Genomic DNA, 20,234 nt, shown 5'->3' with positions numbered 1-20,234 from the left:
CGCGACGGACACCCTTGCCTTAAGCTACACCTACTGCCACCTTCGGTGTTCGGGACTTGCACCCTAGAGACAGCGCCCATGCCGGGCGCACAAATAAAGCCGCATCATCATGCGGATCAGATCGGCAATCAGATACCAAAACACCCCCATGGTCTTCGCCTCCGTTCATCACCCGCGCTGCCACCGGCATCTCCAACGGCACTGCCGCGCTGCTACGGCCATCGGTATCTCCACCACGATCACCGGCATCTCCATCACGGCCACTGACCCCTCACAGCACAAGCACTTTGGACCATTCTTTTTCCGTATCCTCACCGATGACCAAGCGTTCATGGAGACAATCACCGCAAACCCGGTAGATATGGCAACAATCATCGAACTTCTCCAACAGTTCCTGCAACCGTGCCACAATCATCTGTAAATCCGCTTTATTAACATTGCATTCAAAAAGACTCTTTTCCACACGCCGTCCATATTCTTGTAAAAATGCAGCCACCTTCTGTCGGCGGCGATCGTTGGCGATATCATAGGCGATCACATAGCGCATGGCTCTCCCCCCTCCCCGACTACCGCCCCAACCTACAGCCCCAACGGCTGCGGACACCATTCTTGGCGTTGCTCCAGATCGGCGCGGAACGCTTCCACTTGTTGACGAATCAGCATGCGAAAGCTCGTTTCCGAGCCGTTATGACCCAAGTGAAAGGGCGTCGTCATTGCCTTTTCGTAATACTGCAAATACCGCCGGAGCCCCTCACCGGTCAAGCGCACCCCACTTTGCTCCTGCGCATCAAAATCACTGCTGCCCAGCACAGCCCGGTTCACTAAACTCAAGGTCAAGCGATCCACGATCGGCTGACGATAAAGCTCCAGCAAATCTAACGCCAGCGAAGGCCGCTCGCCCGCCGGTTCATGAAGCATGCCCAATCCCGTATGAAGCCCCTCCGCCATCAGCGCCGCTACTACTTCACCAAGCACCAGCATGTACCCCAAGCTAAGCAGCGCATTGACCGGATCACGAGGCGGACGGCGGTTACGTCCCGTAAAGACAACCCCATCCTGGCGAATACAGCGCCCAAACGCTCCAAAATAGATCGCCGATGCCCGCCCCTCTACTCCCATCAATCGCGGCAGATCCGCCGTCTCATCCAATCTAGGCAGCAAATGCCCAATCTGAGCAGCTGCTGCCGCCATCAGTGGCTCCTTGTGGTTGCGCGCCTGACGACGCAGCAGTGATCGCTGATTGCGAATTTTGATCTGCAATATCCTTTTGGCCATCTGCACCCGGTATGCCATATCCTGCCACCGCGCCACATGGCCTAGCCAGCGTTCTGTTTGACCGCTACCGCGCCCCAGCACACCGTAATAGGTTCCGCGAGCACTGCAATAAAGCACGGAAGCATTGATTTTCAGCAAACTGATCGCTGCCGCCGCACTGATCTGCGCGACCGTCATCACGACGACCCGTTCCACTTCCCGGATCGGCAGCGTCGCCAACACCTCCCCGCGCAACAGTACCTGCAATCGGCCGCGCTGTTTGCGCAGTTCCGAGCCTGGCCGGGTCAGATATAGCACCGTCATCGCCCGTACCTCCTTTTTATTCACCTTCAACCGGATCCATCGCCCATTCCGATGAAAACCTGTCAAAATTACCGAGACCAACACAAAAAAGCGCAAAAAAAAAGCTGCCGACTATCCATCAGCAGCCCCCCAACCACAGGTTTTACTTTTCACCTTTACTTTTCACTTCACCTTTTCTTCTCCACTCTTTTCCACCGTTCATATTCCTAACTGCGCTTGCCTGCCTTCGCCCGCTTCATAGACAGTGTTCAAATTCACCGGTTTGCGCAAGCTATACCCCCGCTCCGTTTGAAACGCAACGGCGACCAGCGGAAACACCCCCAGCAGCCCATAAATCTTCGGCATCAGATAGTGATTGAGCATCGCCATACCCGGCAGCACAAAGGCAATCGGCATACGCCGTTCCAATTCATAGGCAATTTGCGGTTTGAGAATATCCACAATCAAATCGGCTTCCTCATTAAGATGAGTCGGACGAACATGGCCTACATGGATCGTCACGATTTTCTTGCCTTGATGCCAGTTATCTTCCGACAGCGCAATAGGATGCCCGGAAAGGTTGACAATCACTGAAATATCGTCCGGCTCAAGCGCCATCTGCCGGATCTTATTTTGATAAAACACTTTGGCTTTTTTCAGCTTCCATCCTTGATAGAGCATGATCGCCCCACTGATCAGTTCGGCAACACCGGCAAAAAAATTAATCCCTTCCACCGCATCCATCGCTATTTCCTCCCTACGAACGGCTTTCCAACTGGCGATCATACCTGCGCTGCGTGCGTACCGCATGCAAATTGACGGGTTTTTTCCATACCGCTCCTTGATCACAATGCATCGCTGTCGTGATATGAGGAAAAACACCGGAAAGGCCATGGATTTTCGGAATCAAATATTGCAGCACTCCGGCATCGCTGGGAAAGGCGTAGACAACCGGCACGCCGGTCAAGATCCCCTCTCCCATTTGCGCTTTGATCCGCTCGACGATCTGATCGGAAGCTTCATCCGGGCGGCTCCACGGGATATCATCGACAGGAATCGTAAGAATTTGCTTGCCCTGATGCCAGTTCTCTTCAAAATGAACCAGCGGCGCTCCCGTCACATTGATGATCATTTCCGCCGGCACCATTACCGGCACCGTTTGCCGTTGCAGTTTCCGCTCATAGTCCCTGCGCGTTTGGTACGCCTGCCACCCTTGCAGGCCCATGTACCCCGTGGCGATAAATCCAATGACACTGGTAAACAGTCCCCAAACCGTAAGGGCATCCATCACCGCTACACGCCTCCATTGCACCCTGTTGATTCCCTGCCGAATTCCCCAGTTACCGTTCCAGCAAAATCCCCCGCTGCAACGCTTGCTCCCGAAACTCCGCCCGCGAACGTTCCGCCACCGCAATCAAGGGATGGATCCAACTGCAAAGCCACAAGGTATACGCATTTTCTCCATCAAGGCGCAGCGATTCCGTCAAAAGCGCCTGCACATCCTTAGCCGCTTCGGGCTGTTCCTGCCAGCGCAGGGCAACCGCATCATCATTGCCCCCCTCCACGATATCGGCATCGGCCGCGATCGCTTTGGCCCAGTGATTGATCGTCACGATACGATCCACCCCGCTGCTTAGCCGCAGCGCTTGCCGAAAGTGGGCCTGACTTTCCTTATGCCGCCGCCGCTCATGGCCGGCAGCACCGTAGAGTTCAATCCAACTGTTATGCCACGCCGCACTTTTCTCCGGACACCGCTGCAGCAAGCGGCGTGCTTCCTCTTGTTCACCCCGGAGCAGCGCCAAGCGCACCCGAACCAGCGATGCAAAAACATTGCCCGGTTGCATCATCAAGACTTCCGTCAAGGACGCATCAGCCAGGGTCAAATTTTTTTCCTTCATTAATAAAAGCGCTGCATCAACACGGGCCGGAATGTTCCAGGGATCTAAGCGCAGCACCTCGGCCAATTGGGCACTTGCTTGCGCCCGGTATAGCGCAGCTTGTGCCGGCTTCGTTACCGCCAGCAACGTTGCTTGTTCCGCCAGCATCTTGGCTTGCTGGTGACAAGCGTATAAATTTTCACAATCAATCTTTCGCACTCGCGCCAAATACGCCGCCGCCGCCTGCCAGTGCCCCCGTTTGCCTTGCAGCACTGCCATGGTCGTCAACGCCACCGCCTGTTCTGGGAATAGATCCAGCACCTTCGTCAATTGCCTTTGCGCTTCGTCGATTTGCCCCCGGTCCACAGCCAGATCGGCTGCCACATGAAGCACATAAGCGCGCTCACTTGCCGTCGCGGCTGCTTTTTCCGCCTGCATCAGCACCGCTTGCGCACGGCGATGGTCCCCATCCTTTCCCGAACGCCGTGCCATATCCATCCATGCTTTAGCCCGTGTGATCCAAAAGTACATGCTACTGGCCGGCGACATGGTCTGTTCTCCCAGTGCTATCTGCTCTTCCAAATCATCAAGCATCACCAGCGCCCCCGGCGGATCCCCTTGCCGACGCTTCCATTCCGCCCAAGCATGCACCAAGTACGGCGTTCGCCCCAGCGCCGCCGCCGCGCGCTGAAAAGCCGCTTCCGCCGCCGGCACTTGCGCTGGGTCAACGAGTGACCACTCCGCCAGCAGCCGTGCCTTGCGGTGCAGCAACCGGTGATCATCGGGAAACGCAACTACCGCTCGCTCCAGTACGGCCAGCGCTTTTTTCCAACAACGATAACTTTCCAACGTTTTGGCCAGCATCAAGCGCTCACCGGCAGCGGCTGCCACTTCCAACCGCTCTATCTGCGCCCATGCCAGATCCATCAGCGCCAAGCCTCGGCTGCGCCATCCCCTATGCAGCAGTTCCTGCCACAGCCGCCAAGCCAACCGGCGATCAGCCGGTGCATCGGCATCCAGCGCCGCCAGGATCTGCCCATAGCCGCTCCTGATCGCCAATTCTGAAAACAACCTATCTGCATCCAGCATACGCCGTGCCAGTGTTTCGCCCCGCGTCGTCCAAAACACATCGCTTTCCGCTTCATCGTCGGCCTGAAACACCAATCCCATAGCCACCGCTTCACGCAACGCCTGCTCGCTCTCATGGCCAAGCAACCGTTCCAGCAATGTGGACGAGAGCAGAATCCCCAAACTATCGAGCAGCGCCGTATAAAAAAATACTTTTTTTCCGGCTTCCCCGGCCTGATTCCAGCGTTTTACCATGTCATCGAGCACGCTTTGTTCCTTGGCCTCCCCATGGGATCGCTCTCTATCGCTGTGTTGATCCAGCGCCACCAATTCATAGCGCTCAGCCAGGCGAATACGCTCCCAATCATGGCGCGCACAAGCAAATAGGATGATCCGTCCATCCACAACACCGGGTTCCGAAAAAAATTCACCGTCAGGACGCTGAAGTAGCACAATACAGCGCTTCGCTGCCGGCAAATCATCGGGATGCACTGGTGCCGCTTCCTGCACCCACACATGATCATCCCGGCGCTTAAGCTCCGTGGCCAGGCGCAGCAAAAGCAGTAGCGCCACCGCCTGCTGCCCCGGCCCATAGGTGATCACCAAAAATCCCCCACCGGCGCTTCCATCGCCCGGTGCATCATCGGCTTCCTGTTCTACCGGAACAACTTGCGGTGCCTTCAGCCTTTCCATTTGCGCCATCGCCCGTTGGGCCAGTTCCGGAATCTGTGACGGCAACGGCCGCAATACACCCCAGACATTGCGCCCTAATACATATTCCGGGTTGCTGGGGCCGCGCAAGTGATAGGTTGATTGCGTCACGGGGATCCACCCCCATTTTGTCTTCTCCCGCTGCGGCTACCGGTCAAGCAAGGCCTGTAGCTTCCGGGGCAGTTTTTCCAACAAGTTTTCAGCGCCACCGGCAAGGGCAGCGCGCATGCGCGACTGATGCAGATGAAAAGTATCGCTGTTTTGGCAGCAATGCTGCACCAAATAACAGCGCATGTCTTCATGACAATGTTTATTTTCCGGCATGATCGTACGGAGAAACTGTGCAATCAAACATAGTTGGCCATCGAATTGGGCTTCTTGCTGTGCATCATCAGTAATAACCGCGCAAATATCAACTGCACCGTCCCAAATCGTCTGTAAATGGCGGCGCAAGGTTCGTTTTAACCGCAGCAACGCTTCGCCAAGCCATTCTTCCAGCACACGAACCGCTTCGTGTCCGGTTTCCACCAATGTAAGATCGTGATATCCCGCTTCCTCCCAAATATCATGAGCCCCATCGGCGGCGCTCACTCCCGCATGCCCCGCTGCCTCACGGCCCCATTTGAGAGTGTTTTCTTCTGTCTCTGCCGCAAAGTCCCTTGGCTTATATCGCGCCGCTTCATCGGCACGCTTTTTCTGAACTTGCAACATTTTATAAACTGCTTGCATCGCTACATAGGCATGAAAGCGCTTCCAGGGATCGTCGGCAGCACGAATCTTCGCTACATCGAGCTTTTCCCATACCCGTTCCAGCGTCTGCACAGTCACTTCTTGCACCATATCGTCGCTCTCATAGTACAGCTCTTGTTCGTTACGCTTGAACGCGACAAATTCAATGCGCCGTTCTTTTATCACGTAAAAAAGCGGAAAATAAAGCCAATCATAAAGCATTTGCTCTGCTTCCGGATCGTCAGCGCCGCGCTTGCTTCGCTTTTTGCCTTCCGCACCGATTTCTCCGCTTTCAAAACAAACCGTCAGAAAGCGATCAAATACTTCCGGACTCGGTGGTCCGCCTTGATGCTGCTCCACATAAGCACAAAGGCCTTGAAAGATCCAATCTCTATATTTCAATATAACTTCTTTTTGCCCGGCCCCTTCACTCATGGCGGCCACCATTTCGCCGCCCGCCTTTATGCACCGGTGCATCGAGAATCTGCATCTGCCCGTAGCCGGAACGCGTTTTGGCACCGATACCCCAGGTGCCCAGCGCCCGAGGTAGCCAGCCCTTCGTAGAGTCAATCACTTGCGCCAATAATTCCGGATCCGTTGTGGCCACATAAAACCGAAAGCACGCCTTCGGGCCGACGCAAAGAAACTGTACCGGCTTGGGATGATAATAATCGGCCGGTGGTGCCGGTTGGTCATTGCCCACATAATAGGGGCCATAATGAGGATTCACGATATCCACAACCAGCGGCAGCCGTTCATTTTGCTTCACTTCCGGCAAGGCATCAAAAAAGATCACTGCGCCCTTTTGCCCAAGTACGCCAAAAACACGTTGAAACAAGTGCACTTTTTCATCCCAGCGCGCCACCGTTGCCGCCATCGCCGCTTCACTGCTGTCGGCCGGCTCATCCGGTGCCTCGCTCCCACCAGCAGTAGCCTGGGCGATCAGCTTGCGCAGCCTTTGGCGGCGGCGCTGCTCCTCGGGGATTTCCAGAATCTCCAGCCACAGCTTGCCGACCACTTCGTCGTCCGTGGGAATGGCCAACTCAGCCGCTAAGGCCATACTGGCAAAATAGCGCGTCAATCCCTTGACCGTGCTCCCCGGAAGATAAGGAAAACCGTACATCCGGTTCAAGGTCAATCCCGTTTCCAACACATGGGCATTGCCGATACCGACGATCAGATTCCAGGTCGTCTCCGCCTTCAGATAGCGCCACTGGTAGCCTTGCATTTTCAACCGGTGCAACAGTCGATGACGCCGGGAACTACAATCCTGAATGTACGTCTCCATATCAGGCGATCGGTAACGAATCAAATGGCGGTAAAAGTCCCCTTTTTTCTCAATTCCTTTGGGTTGATGCCAGTTCGCTGTATCAACCAGAACAGGGCAAAATTTTTCGAAAAACAGCGACAAGGACGCAATGGGCATCGGCTTTTGATGTTCCGGTGCTCCGTTTCCCGCCGGAAATGACCCGTTACGCGGACGCCCTCCCGGCGCTCGTTCCTCCTGAGCCGCCCAAAAGGGCGCAAGCAACCGGCGTGTTTCCGCCGGCAGTACAGGCAATTCCTTCATCGTTATTGCCCTCCGCCCGTTGTCTCAAAAGGCTTGTCATCGGGAAGAACGGCTTCGGCAAAACGCTTGAACCACTGCAACAAAGCCAGCGTTTCCATGGTGGCCTGCCGATAAGAGAGACTGCCCTGTTCCTGGCGGACAATGCGCTCCATCAAGCGAAAATCCCGATTGCCGCCGTCCGGATCGCGCATTTCACCGGCCACCGCATCGGCGTACGCCATGCCCTCTTGACACAGCCACTCCTGGATATGCAGATACAAAGCGCCATGCGCTTTTTGCTCATTCGGACAACTTCGTTTATCGCCTAACGTCTGAGAACCCTTCGCTACCAAAAAAGCCAGCGCCTGCCCCAGTCCGTTGGTCAAGATGTAGGCCGGGAACTTCCGCACCAGTTCCTTATAACGGTCGGCGAACTTTTGCGCTGCCGCATCGTTGATTTTCGTCCAGGCATAGCCTGCCCGTTGTTGATCCCGATCTTCAACCGGCATGTCTTACACCGTCCTTCCCGGATTAAATCGTAACCCCACAAAGCCCCGCCCGACGGTTTCATCACCGCCCATTTGCAGCATACCGGCACCAAACACATGGGTTTGCAGATAGTGCACGACGCTGCGTGCCGATCCGCAAGAATTTGCGCCTTGTAATTCTGCCGGCAGCGCTTCCGGTGCAGTGCGCGGTGCCGATGCCAGCATCAAGCTGTACAGCAGAGCTTCGGCCGGTACGCACTCTTCCGTCCAGAGGGCGCCGGTTTCTACCGTGCCTGTTAAGGGATTGATGCGAATCCGCGTATTCACTTCCGTCGCCAAGACGGTAAATTGACGAAAGCTTTCATCGTCCAAGATGACCAGCGTTGATTTGATCTTCTCTTCGCTGCTATTTACCGGCTGAGCCATCAAGTCTTGCAAATAGCGGTACTCCCGCGCCGTTTGTCCCGTTTCATCCTGGGGAAACATATGATCACGGAGCCACGCCGCGATCGCATCCACCTGGCCGTGCGACTCGGCGGTGAAAGCAAACTCCTCGAGAACCACTTTTTTTTGCGCGCCCCTTTCCATGATCAGCGGACTGGCCGTGCTGACCAGCGCTGTTTGCGGCGGCACGTGCGGCAGCGCATCCGATAAAAGATCCGCCTCATGACCGGTCTGCTTGTTTTGCCAGAGCGTCAGCCCACAGCGAGTTGCATCACGCTGCAACCGGTGCAACACAGCCGGACTGGTGATCCAAGCAAAAACGCCGCTGAGACTGCGCACGGGAAACAAAAGAATCCGCGCATCCGAAAAGGATAAGGCACCGCCGTGCGCCGGGCCGTTGTCTTCCGGATCCGGTCCGAAAGTGGCTACGATCGCGCTGTTTCGGCTTTTTAAGTCGCTGCGTTTTTGCGCCAGCAACGCAGCGACCGCATCACCTTGGCTTTTGCGTTTTTCCAACAGGGCAATTTCCCGGCGCAGTGCGGTCACACCCAATTTTTCTGCCGCTAGATAGCGCAATGAGCCTTTTACGCCCGATCCCTGTACCATCGGGTATTGCGTAGCCCGCTCCCGCTGCACCGGCAGATCAATCACGCCCGTTGACGCCCCCATTCCGGCATGCAACGGTGTTTCTGTGTAAAAAAACAGGATCCCGCCATCCTTATACATGGTAGCCCTCCCTTTTGGCCCGCTCCATCCAGCGGTGCTGTTGATTCGATGCGCTTTGTTATGCGCTTTGTTGTGCGCGTTGCTGTACACCTACTATGCGCCTTGTTGTGCTTGTTGCTATACGCCCACTGCTACAGCGCCGGCTCTACATAATTCCAGCAGCCAACCAGCGTTAAGCCATAGCCGATATGCGCTTGGGCGCTGTGCGCGGACGATGCCATTTGCAAAGTCCGTTGAAAATAAAACAATTTCATGATCGCTTCTGCTTGCACCGGCGACAGCGCCACCGGTGCACCCGTTTGCCGATCAATCACCTCGAAATAGTAGATGCTTCCGGCCGGAACGGCCCAACGCAAGGGCTTGGGTTTTTGCTGCGCCAAACTCCAACCGCCCAGCGGCTGCGGCTTATCGACGGCCGCCGCCACCAACCGCAGATCCAGTCCGTTTAACGCCGGGAAACTTTCGGCCTGGCTGCCACCGTCCATGGTGCTCCCGCCATGGCCCTCCTCCCATCGAACCGCCAAGGCTTCCATCCCGTCACGGAGTCGATGCGTTTGCCGATCGATCGCATCCGGCAGCCAGCCCTGGCGAAAAATCGCCGGCGACAGCAAATACAGGAAAAATCGGCCGCCTGCATCTGGCTCACATAACCGGCGCTGCACGCTCCGGACGGTATCAGCATCATTGATGCCGGGCAATTCATCGCCGGCGTCCGTGCCCGAAAGTTGCACCGGCTCCATCCAAGCAGCCCGCTGTTCACCACCGAGTGGAATAAATCCACTTTCCGGCTGGTACCGCTCATGGACTTTCGCATCACCGGCCATCTCAATATGTACGAGAAAACCCATCTTCTCATCGTGCATGCGCAAGTACTCCGCCGTATAGAGCATACCGGTAGCGGCCGTGCGGCTTCCTCGTTGCAGTTGGATCCCGGTTCGGGCTTCCTTGCCGTAAAGAGGCTCCGTCGCTTCCAGTGGAATTAGCACCGGATCGGCATCGTGACGATACCCACCGGCGCTGACAGTTCCCGTCAAAAACCGCCGCACATGACGCGCCGCCAGCATCGTTCCGGTGATTTCCCCGGCTCCCTCTTCACTGCATACCCAAAGTGGTGCCAGCACCGGCGACTGCACCGCCGCAGCGCCAAGTTCCTTTTGAGCGGCACTGTTGAATCCGTCACCGGTAAGCCCGCCCTCTCCCAGGTCGGTTCCACCAATGCCGTTTTGTTGAAAGCCCCAGGGCCGGTGCGCCACACGCAGCGGCCCTGCCGGCTCCGCATACATCGTCGGATCCTCGCCCGACGCACGCGCCTTGCCCATCAGATTACGCGGTGTCGGCAAATAAACTTCCAGGCTACCGTTCCCTTCCTTGGCATCGTCACCTAAGCAAGCCGAATGATTACGACAAAGAAAAGGCCCTTTCAGCCGCAGCCGCCCGACATCGCCGGGCACTGCGGAACCAATGTTCTGAATCAATTCCTGCAAGAGCTCCGGATTTTCCCCGCCTTGCTGCCGGACAAAGTCATCAAAACCAGCACCGATGGCCGGCAACTCGCGTGCCAGGATCTGCGATCGCAGCGCACCAGCCACGGTACCCGGCCCCGGCAAATTCGCTCCCTGCGCCCGGTAGCCTTCCCCAGCGGCAAAAGTGCGGTTATCGCGAAAAAACAACACGTCCACGGGATGCACAAAAAACCACATATTTTAATCCCTCCTGGCATTCAAAGATCGCGAAGCCAGCAGCAAATCGGTCAGCCAAATCCCTTGTTGTTGAAACGCCGGGTGTTCGACCAGTTGCTTGATCTCATCCAGCAGCCGCTCCATCGCCGGCCAGTCGGCCCGCGCAATCGCCGTATGTTTTTTGAGCAGCACCGTGAGCCGGGCTATGAGCGCCCGCGCCACTTCGCTCTCCGCCGCTCCGGGCAATTGCCCTGCACGTTCCGCAACGCCAAAACGAATCGCTTTTTCTTCCTGACGCAAGCTATTGGCAAAGCTCGGTGAAACGCCACCTTGCCAAAGCGCTTGGGCATGCTGGATCATCCGAACCGTATCGACCGGATGATCGGGCGAGCCGTACTGCCACTTGGCGGCCACTTCCAGGCCGCCGCCGGAACGCTTGTTCAAGCATAAAACAAAAGCGTCGCGGCCCATCCCTTCCTTGGCTTTTTGCTTCAACAAAGTGCCGGCTTCGGCGATCACCCCGGCCAAATTCTGGCTGTGGTGAAAAACGATCACTGCCGCACTGGCGGAAGGATACCGTTCACCGGCATCACTGGACGGTACACCCATCGCCACCAGCACTTGCTGATTTGCTCCGTTAGGCCATGGTATCCACGCCTCCTGCGTTGCTTCCTGCCGAGGGTGAAGCACAATAAAGCCCTCCCTACACGCCATCGCCCCGGTTTCGCCGGCATCATCACTGCCGCCAGGCATCGGTTGGCCACCGTAATGCAAGCGCAATTCCCGGGCGATCGCCAGCCCATCAGCGGCCGTCGCCAGCAGCGCCACATCATCGCCGCCGGCATAGATCACCCGCCCCAGATGGCGCTCTTCCGTTACATAGGGCACCACTTTTAAGGAAAAATCACGGAGAATATCGCTGACGACCATCTGCGCCGTCACACTGCCCGGCCGCCGCCAATCATCCCATAATCCCAGCGCCGGCATCCCTTGCTGCCACGCGGAATGAACCACATGATCCACCGGTATCGCCCGTTTGCCGCTGACCCAATACCCCAGATGATCCCCGTCAAAGACAACCGTCGCCAGATACCGCGATGGCGGCCCCACCGGCTGTTGCTGCGGTTGTTCATCGATGGCGCTCATCACGGCAAGTAACCGGCGAAGTGCCCGCAACGCTTCGGACGCCCCGTCATTCACCCGTTCATCGCCGTAGGTCAGCCGCAGTTGTTCCGGCTCAAAACTTTCTTCATAAAGCCACGAACCGTCAATACGCACCAGTTGTTCAAGCCAAGTGCGCTGCTCCGGTGCCGCCTCGGTAATCGTCGCCACCAACGCGTCCAGCCGACGCAACGGTCGCGTGCCATGGAGGATTCCATGTTTTTTTAACCACCGGTGCGTCACCTGCCCATACTTCCTCGCCGCTACGGCCAATTCGCCAGTAAAACCAGCTTGCGCCAGCCGATGCAGCAACGCTTCTTTATATCCGGCCGTGGCGATGCTGGCCGTGGAAGGAAACAAGTGATAGTCCATCTTTAGCTTGGGAACAAAAAAAGCTTCCATCGATAGCCGCTTGGTCAGGCATAGGGCGCACAGATGCTCCCCACGGCGGATACGCCCGGCCAGTTTGCCGCGGCTGCGATAGGGCTCGCGGCCGGTATCGGCCCCGCTATTGCGATCTTCCTTGGCAGCGATTCTGCTGTCCTTGTCAGCACCGGCAGCGCTAGCATCACGCGCCGCCAGACGGTCACTGCCGTCACCGTTTTCGGTGCCATCGCCCAATTCCGCCAGCAAGTCCCAGAACAACCGTACCTGCACAAAGGGATCATCCACCGCAGGAGCCCCATCGGGGCACAGCGCTTCCCGCCGCCCACACAAAGAGCAGCGTTCACCGGCTTCATCGCCGCTCGGCTGGGTAAAGTGGCGAAGATTCTTGCGCGTAGCATGCCAGCGAGCGGCCAGCGCCGCCACCATCGGATACAACATACCGCCATTCGCCCGCTCTTCACCATGGGCATTGCAGGGATCCTGCGCCAACCGCTCCAGACAGTCGGCCATGCGCTGCGCCAGCGATGTTTCAGGATCCGTACCGTCGCCAAAAAAACGCTCATATTCCTGCAGCATCGCCTGCAGATGATCCGTCACATGCGTTTGTTCCACATCGACAGATGGCCATGGATACAATGTCCAGTACAAGTCGGCTGACAGAAAATGCTCGCTCTGCCGCTGCCACGTTTGATACCACGTCCCCTGCTCCGATGCCATCGACTCTAAAAAAGCCAGCAAATGATCCGTCATCGGTTGTCGCCATTCCCGGTTCCGGATGCGGCGCTCCACCAATCGGCGCACCCGTTCGCTCAACACGTCCCGATGCTGCAGCGCCCTTTGCACCGCTCCTTCGACATGACGCCGGGCGGCAGCAAAGATCTCATCCCGACACGTTTGCACCGCTGCCGTCAGCCGCTCGCCAATCGAAATTCCGTGCTCTTGCACCGGCACAATCGCCGTAAAAACATTCGGCAAACTGGCAATGAACAGTTGATCTTCACTGGGCGGCGGCACGATCGCACCTTGTTTACTTTCGTTTCCTTGCTCACTGAGCCAGTGATCCACCAGTGCTTGCTCGCGCAAACTCGGAAAAACCAAACAATCAGGCCCATATTCTTCGGCTACGGTTTTTATGGCGATCCAAGCCAAGTACGATAACAGATAGCTGCCCATCCAAAAATCCTGGGTACGCCGCGCCGAAGCGATGAAATCCTGCGCTGATGTCAAGTTAAACAAAAGCAAACTCGGTGCCACCCGCTCGCCGTCAATGCATCCCGCCAGCGCCGATGCGTGAGCCGCCCGTTCCCACATGCTGTGATCGGGCACTGCCGGGTTGGCCGGAAAGCGGGCAACGCTCCAAGCCCATTCACCATAGCCACGTTCCGTCAGCAACGCCTGCGCCCGCTCCGGCCAAGTACGCCAAAGCACCAAGAAACACGTTTTTTCCTCTGCGCCATATTCATCCAAGATCGCGATGGCGGCATCCTGCAACGCTTCCCCTAAAGCACGGGCAACGGGCGCAAGGCAGTCAACGGGCGCAAGGCGGTCATCGTGCGCTACCCTAACCTGTTCATCTTGTGAAAAAGCAAAGCGGTTGCCGGTCAAAGGATGGGTGATCTCCGGTTGGCGCCAGAAATCATCCCAGGTCACTTGATTGTCAAATAAACTGTCCCACCCTTTCGCCATCCGGCATGCCGCGTCAACGTTGCGCGCGCGGTCAGCGTGCCGGCTGATCCGCTCCCGGATAAACATCGGCTGATCATGCCAGCCAAAAGCGTCCCACGGCAATGCCGCCAAGAACACGTCCGTTTTTAGCCCCCAGTTTGTCGGCAATTCAACGACCTCCTTCGGCATGGCTCAAGGGCATCCGCCCGGCCCCCCATTCGCCGTGCACGGCAAAGTGCGCCCGAGCGGCAGCAAAAAATTCATCCATCACGCGATAGCCGGCCAATTGGATCGGCTGGCTCCCGATCCCCTTCAGAAAGTCACAGGCGTTCCGGTTCTCACGCGATACTTGAGGCGGACCCAAGCGGATCATGGCGCGGTCAGGAACAAACTGTGAATACAAGGCAATCATCAAGATGCCATAGGTATTATCAGGCAGCTTCAGCACACGAATAAACAATGGCGATGATCGTCGATCGTTGCCATTGCCGTCACCGGTGTTTTCCCCATCCCGCCAGCGAACGGAGGCGGTCATGTTTTTACCGGGAAAAGGCCGGTGCGTTGACCGGTACTGCAAAGGCAAGCCAAAGATCGGATTGCGCAGTTGCCATTTTTGTTTTGGATCAAAGGTACGCTCCCATCGCCGGCGTTCTTGGCTCCAGTCCGGCATGTACCGGTTGACTACCTGCGTATAGTCCGGCGTACAGGCCGTCACAGCGTCGGCAAGGCTATCCTGGCTCTGTTCACGAATGGAGCCGTTGGCGTTTCCGGCAACGCGCCCCGCTCGGAAAGCACGAAAAAAATATCCCGCCGCGTCCATCGCTTCTACCCAGGTGTTCCACGCTCCGTTTCGAGGACGCACCACGACTGACTGCCAGGCCATGAAGCAAGGAAACTTCGGCAGATTTTGATCATCGATCATACTGGAAGACGCCGGCAGATCGACCATATGCTTAGCGGCAAAAGCACAAAAACGCGCCTTGATCGCGGCGATGGTATCTTCGAAATAGGAAGACAGCGCCGTACGTTGTGCTCCGGGCAAGGAAAACGCATAGGGAATGCGTGCTGTCGTTGTCTCCCGGATACCCATAACGGTGACCGCAGCCGGCTTTACAGCAAAACTGCCGAAGCCGCGCCGCGATCGGCTACCGATGCCGCCATAATGCGCCAGCAGCCACAAGGAACCGATCACCACATCATGCAATACCTGATCATTACGGTCAAAACCAAGGGCGATACGAAAAGGATAGCCTGGCTTGACGCCTTCTCGCGTGGTTTTTCCCTGCCGGTAAAGCGAAAAACCCAGATATTTAACTCCGAAAGATTCTTTGCGATCCCGGCCTGGCGGCACCGGTTCGTTTTGCCATTGGCGAAAATTGCGTGAATTGCCGGTCTCGCTCAGCATCACCCGAACCGGCGAAGCTCGGTGGGTGTCGCCAAAAACCAATCCTTCCAACCGGTGTACCTTGATCCAGTCTCCTTGAAGCACATCGCCCATCATCGCCCGAAACCAGTACCGCAATCCCCCACGCAACGATGGTGCCCGCAGGTCAAACCGCCGCATATCATTACCGGAAAGATACATCGGTGTGATCGCTTCGGCCGTAAACTCGTACAGGGTATGGCTCACATCATGTCCCTCCTTAACGATCGGTTCTTGAAGAGCATCGTTGATCATCGAATGGCATTTTTTTCGTTCTTATTCAACAAAAAACAAGAAATTCCTTTGTGATTAACAATTTTTTCATCATGCTAATAAACGATTATAGATAAACCATCAGCATTATGGCACGAAGCCTGTCACGGTTCTTTAGTTTGAAGGCTGTCAGGTTTAAAAAATTAACGGGTTGCCGATGTGGATGATTCGGCAACCCAGATAGTTGGATAATGGGGTTCAGGTGATGACAAAACCCTACATAAAGTCAAATGGCACACTTCGAAGTTTAGAAGTGTGCCATTTGGTATGTTTTGAAGAAGCTCAATGAGCCTTGAGTAAAGATGAACTCGCTGGAAACATATCCCGCGAGCAAAGGGTTCCATGCCTCAAAGAAGCAACGCGATCTCCAACGCTTCTTTGATCCTTCCAGCTCAGAAAGAGTCACAAATGGTTCCCATGCCTCAAAGAAGCAACGCGATCTCCAACTTTTACTTTAAAGTAAAATCACAAATGGTACGTTAAACGTTCCCATGCCTCAAAGAAGCAACGCGATCTCCAACAATAGCTACTATTCATAATTCTAGTATAGAACTTAAATGTTCCCATGCCTCAAAGAAGCAACGCGATCTCCAACGTCGGGAACAAGTCAACGCTTGGACAGACAAATATATTGTTCCCATGCCTCAAAGAAGCAACGCGATCTCCAACAACCTACAATCAATTTTCTAGACATGAATGAAATGTGTTCCCATGCCTCAAAGAAGCAACGCGATCTCCAACACCGACAGCGACAACACGGACAACACCGACAGCGACATGTTCCCATGCCTCAAAGAAGCAACGCGATCTCCAACACCAATCGAGGTATTCGAATAGCAGCATCAGCCAAATTGTTCCCATGCCTCAAAGAAGCAACGCGATCTCCAACTTGCTCACATTTTTCTTGATATTTCAAGAAAATAAATTGTTCCCATGCCTCAAAGAAGCAACGCGATCTCCAACAAATTTAAGGGGGAGTTCGAATGAAATCCGAAAAAAAAGGTTCCCATGCCTCAAAGAAGCAACGCGATCTCCAACAGGCCCTGGAAGAGCTTTACCCTACTAAAAAGTAGGGTAGTTCCCATGCCTCAAAGAAGCAACGCGATCTCCAACTAGTAGTATCGAGTTTCGTCCTAATGAACCTTTAAATGTTCCCATGCCTCAAAGAAGCAACGCGATCTCCAACGAATCTTCAGCCCTGACTCAGGTTTAACGTTAAGTGTTCCCATGCCTCAAAGAAGCAACGCGATCTCCAACTATATTAATATAAAGTATAATAAAATGGAGGGTAATATCGTTCCCATGCCTCAAAGAAGCAACGCGATCTCCAACCCTGCGCCCTACAGCCCTACTCCCATGCGGGCTGTGGACCAAAAAACGCTAACCTCCAAAAAGTCGCAGTTTAGGAGGTCGTTTTTGACCTGATTTTGCCCTGCTTTGGCAACGTCAAAGCCCGCAAAGCCGCATTCTTACAGGCTTTTTTGCGATCCGCTAACCCCCCGCCTTTTTTAAAGATTTTGAGGTTAGCGGATCATCGAAAAGTCAGGTAATATAGGCGAATTGTACCATCCCATGTCATCTTTTGTCAATCACAGCTCAGACCAGCTTCTCGATCCGGCTTTCGCCGTTTTCAGGCAGAACGCGATTTTGGCACCTAACTCCACCGTTGCCTTGACTTTTCCCCGTACAATCGGTCGTACATGCGGTTAATGTAGGCTGACAAGCCAACAGCACCCAGCAATTGTCGGCGCTGATCTATCTTGAAAAAAGATAATATAAAATCATCAATGGTTATTTGCGGGCTTGTTTTTTGTATGTGCTGCCGTCTCATGTGCATGGTTTTTGAAGGCCTCTTTTTCATTTCCGTGAACTTACTTCGACGGAAAGTGCAATAACAGGTTATGGAAATTGAACATCGTCTATACTAGAATAGAGGATAAAGATACATTCTGGGAGGGATAGATATCGATAAGGATATGCGCATTCCCGGATATCTCAAAGACATAACGCTACGTTCAATGACCGTAACCTTCCGCGGCGAAATATTACAATTTTTCAATCTGGCACTTCCTAAAGTGGTGGATGCCTTGCCAGTGCATGTTCCACTCATTGACGTGAACGACCAAACCATGGATGTAGTCTTGGCCTTGGAAGACGACAGTTTGCTACACTTAGAGTTTGCGTCGAGCGAACCCACTATGGCCGATCAGATTCGCTATGGCCACTACGATCTGGAACTTTTTGCGCAGCAGCAGAAATTAATCCGGCGTATCGTCATTTTCGCTGCCGGCATTCGAAAAACGCCGGAACCGTTGAACATCGGCAGCTTAACTACGCATCAAAGTGTAATTCACTTAAGCCGTCACTTTGACGGTGCCGATGAGTTGGAGCGAGCGTTGAGCAAGATCCGGTGCCATGAACCATTGGAGGCGCAAGACAAGCTCCGCATTATGCTTCTGCCGATGATGTTTGAAAAACTGCAAGAACGTTCGCAAGCGGCCTGGAAAATCACCGAAGTCTTACACCAAGAGAATCCAGACAACAGTGCCTACCTAATCGGCACTATGGTAGCCGCCAATTTCAGCAACCTATTAAGTCCGGAAAAAGAAAAGATTCTGGAGGTGCTACGAATAGCCTACGCTTTTCAAGAACTTTATCGAGAATTTGAGGAAAAAGGAGCTCGATCTTTAACGCTCCCCGTGCATTTTATACAATATATTTTAAATCCATTTATCAAAAATATCTGCATTTCTAGGAATAAATCAAGAGAGCCTTCAAATCCTGCCGAGGACTTGAAAGGCTCTCTTTTTTTCCGAACTGTTCTTCGCTTCGTTGATCATCACGGCATTGATTACAATGTGTTTATGTAGGCAGCCGCCGCAGCACATTCACCCTTTCCATGGCTATGGCGTTGGCCTTGAGCCCGGCCGTCCCTTCAATAATTTTTTCGATGATTTCATCTTTGCGTTCACTTTTGCGAATCCGTATGCCCAGCATCTGAGCTAACCTTTCGTAATCGGCTTTGGTGGAAAGGTGTTTGGCTTGGGCGATATAGTTACGGGCTTCTTCACGGTTCGTCAGTTGAAGAAGTACTTGCGTTGATTCTTGAAACAATGCATCATCGACCGGTTTTTTTTCTCTAGAGGCTTTCTTGCGCTGCTCTTGAAGCTCTGGCAGGGGATCCGAAAGCGGTCGCACTGCCGGGGAAAAAGAAGTGATGGCTTCATGGACCGGCGAAGAAGGCTGGTCAGGTTCGCTGGTGAATCGCCATCGCCCCTTTCCCTGTACCAGTTGCTCATATTCTTCGTGAGAAAGTTGCTGCAGAGCCATGCCAAAGGCGATCAGCAGTTGGCCCCATTCGTCTTTGCGGTGACGCATGGACTTCATCTCCTACTTGGCAGCCGTTGAATTTTTTCCTCCACTTCCCTGCTTAACTCGCGAAATTGGTACAGGATCGATTTGTTTTGAGCCTTATTTTCCGGCGTAAGCACCACAGGAATCCCTGTTTCCGGTGCTTGGCTGTGGTCTGATTTATTTTCAGTGATGTAGGTTTTGAAGGTGTCAATATTTTGGCTCTTTACCCGATCAATATAGGTCTGTAACGTATGATAAGGCTCGTTATTACGAAGGCCGACCATCGTAAAGGCAACGCCCAGCCAAGCAGGCGAAACCGGCGTGTATGGAGTCGCTTCGATCGACGCTTTCGTATTGTATTCTTCAATCCGTTGATGAAGATGCCGCTGTAATTCGCTGATGCCTAACGTGGAAAGATAATCCGGTTTGGCCGGAATCAGCAAGCCGTCACTGGCAATGATGGCTGTTTGCGTTACATAGTTCAAGTTCGGCGGGCAATCAATAAAGATGGTGTCATAGTCTTTTTTGGTCAACGGATCGAGGGCCGTCTTCAATCGCGAGAGGGTACGTAAATAAACATGGCGATGGGAACGATCAGAAATTCCCTGATGGCCTTTCCAGATCTTGATGGCTAACTCATTATCGACATTGACTAAACCTAAATGGGAAGGAATTAACGCCAAGACTCCGTTGGATTTGATTTCACGGAGCCGTTTATTGATGCGTTCCGGTTGGATGATAAATTCGCGCAAGCTTAATTCGCGATCATGATCAATGTAGGCATCATACCAGTGCTGTATGGTTTGCTCCTTATACTGGTGATCCCACTGTTCAAAGGTTAGAAAAGACAAGGTCAAATTCGTTTGGGGATCCAAATCAATGATCAGCACTTTTTGACCACGGGAAGCCATCTCAGAGGCAATGTTGGCCGTCAAGGTCGTTTTGCCGACACCGCCTTTGTAATTGATCACCGATATGATCATGTTGTTCCCTCCCTTTTTTCCGTACGGTTTGTCTGATTTTTATGTAGCTGTGCAGCAAAGCATAGTGTTACTGCTACCGTATAATAGCCAAAACTTGACGGCATAAAATGTCCGCAAATTGCCGGATATGATGTCCAAATAAAACAGGGGAGGTAAAGAG

The 20,234-nt window shown here is 54.2% G+C and carries 15 protein-coding genes and 1 CRISPR repeat array; of the genes, 1 reads left to right on the top strand and 14 read right to left on the bottom strand.

Features of this window, described 5'->3' with window-relative positions:
• Positions 1-271 precede the first annotated feature (271 nt).
• From cas2 to cmr1, 12 genes are all read right to left on the bottom strand, one after another.
• Positions 272-547: a CRISPR-associated endonuclease Cas2 gene (gene cas2 / locus EDD73_RS13680; protein WP_165876531.1), complete on the bottom strand. Its 276-nt coding sequence runs from the start codon at positions 545-547 to the stop codon at positions 272-274.
• 32 nt (positions 548-579) lie between these two features.
• On the bottom strand, positions 580-1,578 hold the full coding sequence (gene cas1 / locus EDD73_RS13675) for a CRISPR-associated endonuclease Cas1 (protein WP_131920856.1): 999 nt from the start codon (positions 1,576-1,578) through the stop codon (positions 580-582).
• A 198-nt stretch (positions 1,579-1,776) separates the two neighbouring features.
• Entirely contained in the window at positions 1,777-2,301 is a 525-nt protein-coding gene (gene csx15, locus EDD73_RS13670; RefSeq protein WP_131920854.1) for a CRISPR-associated protein Csx15, read from the bottom strand.
• A 13-nt stretch (positions 2,302-2,314) separates the two neighbouring features.
• Positions 2,315-2,845, bottom strand: a complete 531-nt coding sequence (csx15, locus tag EDD73_RS13665; RefSeq protein WP_243116939.1) for a CRISPR-associated protein Csx15 — start codon at positions 2,843-2,845, stop codon at positions 2,315-2,317.
• A 52-nt stretch (positions 2,846-2,897) separates the two neighbouring features.
• Positions 2,898-5,324 (bottom strand): tetratricopeptide repeat protein, encoded by a 2,427-nt coding sequence (locus EDD73_RS13660; protein WP_131920851.1) that lies wholly within the window; start codon positions 5,322-5,324, stop codon positions 2,898-2,900.
• 36 nt (positions 5,325-5,360) lie between these two features.
• Entirely contained in the window at positions 5,361-6,389 is a 1,029-nt protein-coding gene (locus EDD73_RS13655) for a hypothetical protein (RefSeq protein ID WP_131920849.1), read from the bottom strand.
• Positions 6,370-7,512: a type III-B CRISPR module RAMP protein Cmr6 gene (gene cmr6 / locus EDD73_RS13650; protein WP_131920847.1), complete on the bottom strand. Its 1,143-nt coding sequence runs from the start codon at positions 7,510-7,512 to the stop codon at positions 6,370-6,372. The genes EDD73_RS13655 and cmr6 overlap by 20 nt, the downstream gene beginning before the upstream one ends.
• Before the next feature lie 2 nt (positions 7,513-7,514).
• Positions 7,515-8,000, bottom strand: a complete 486-nt coding sequence (cmr5, locus tag EDD73_RS13645; RefSeq protein ID WP_131920845.1) for a type III-B CRISPR module-associated protein Cmr5 — start codon at positions 7,998-8,000, stop codon at positions 7,515-7,517.
• Between the two features lie 3 nt (positions 8,001-8,003).
• Entirely contained in the window at positions 8,004-9,149 is a 1,146-nt protein-coding gene (gene cmr4 / locus EDD73_RS13640) for a type III-B CRISPR module RAMP protein Cmr4 (RefSeq protein ID WP_131920843.1), read from the bottom strand.
• 131 nt (positions 9,150-9,280) lie between these two features.
• Positions 9,281-10,849 carry a type III-B CRISPR module-associated Cmr3 family protein gene (locus tag EDD73_RS13635; RefSeq protein WP_131920841.1) on the bottom strand — a complete coding sequence of 523 codons (1,569 nt, stop codon included), beginning with the start codon at positions 10,847-10,849 and terminating at the stop codon, positions 9,281-9,283.
• 3 nt (positions 10,850-10,852) lie between these two features.
• Positions 10,853-14,209: a type III-B CRISPR-associated protein Cas10/Cmr2 gene (cas10, locus tag EDD73_RS13630; protein WP_165876530.1), complete on the bottom strand. Its 3,357-nt coding sequence runs from the start codon at positions 14,207-14,209 to the stop codon at positions 10,853-10,855.
• 1 nt (position 14,210) lies between these two features.
• Positions 14,211-15,671 carry a type III-B CRISPR module RAMP protein Cmr1 gene (gene cmr1 / locus EDD73_RS13625; RefSeq protein ID WP_165876529.1) on the bottom strand — a complete coding sequence of 487 codons (1,461 nt, stop codon included), beginning with the start codon at positions 15,669-15,671 and terminating at the stop codon, positions 14,211-14,213.
• A gap of 402 nt (positions 15,672-16,073) precedes the next feature.
• Positions 16,074-17,069: direct repeats of the CRISPR family, unit length 36 nt; unit sequence GTTCCCATGCCTCAAAGAAGCAACGCGATCTCCAAC.
• A 761-nt stretch (positions 17,070-17,830) separates the two neighbouring features.
• Here cmr1 and EDD73_RS13620 point away from each other — a divergent pair.
• A complete protein-coding gene (locus EDD73_RS13620) occupies positions 17,831-18,607 on the top strand; it encodes a hypothetical protein (protein WP_131920835.1) in 777 nt (258 codons plus the stop codon).
• On the opposite strand, the gene EDD73_RS13615 is transcribed toward EDD73_RS13620, so the two are convergent.
• The gene (locus tag EDD73_RS13615) at positions 18,600-19,115 is read right to left on the bottom strand and encodes a hypothetical protein (RefSeq protein ID WP_131920833.1); all 516 of its coding nucleotides are present in this window, start codon (positions 19,113-19,115) and stop codon (positions 18,600-18,602) included. The two genes, EDD73_RS13620 and EDD73_RS13615, sit on opposite strands and share 8 nt — an antisense overlap.
• Before the next feature lie 5 nt (positions 19,116-19,120).
• The gene (locus EDD73_RS13610) at positions 19,121-20,074 is read right to left on the bottom strand and encodes a ParA family protein (protein ID WP_243116938.1); all 954 of its coding nucleotides are present in this window, start codon (positions 20,072-20,074) and stop codon (positions 19,121-19,123) included.
• Positions 20,075-20,234 lie beyond the last annotated feature (160 nt).

The sequence above is a fragment of the Heliophilum fasciatum genome (genome assembly GCF_004341395.1).
Lineage (GTDB): Bacteria > Bacillota > Desulfitobacteriia > Heliobacteriales > Heliobacteriaceae > Heliophilum > Heliophilum fasciatum.
The sequence above is the reverse complement of the archived record's forward strand: the minus strand, read 5'-3'. Positions and strand labels throughout refer to the sequence as shown.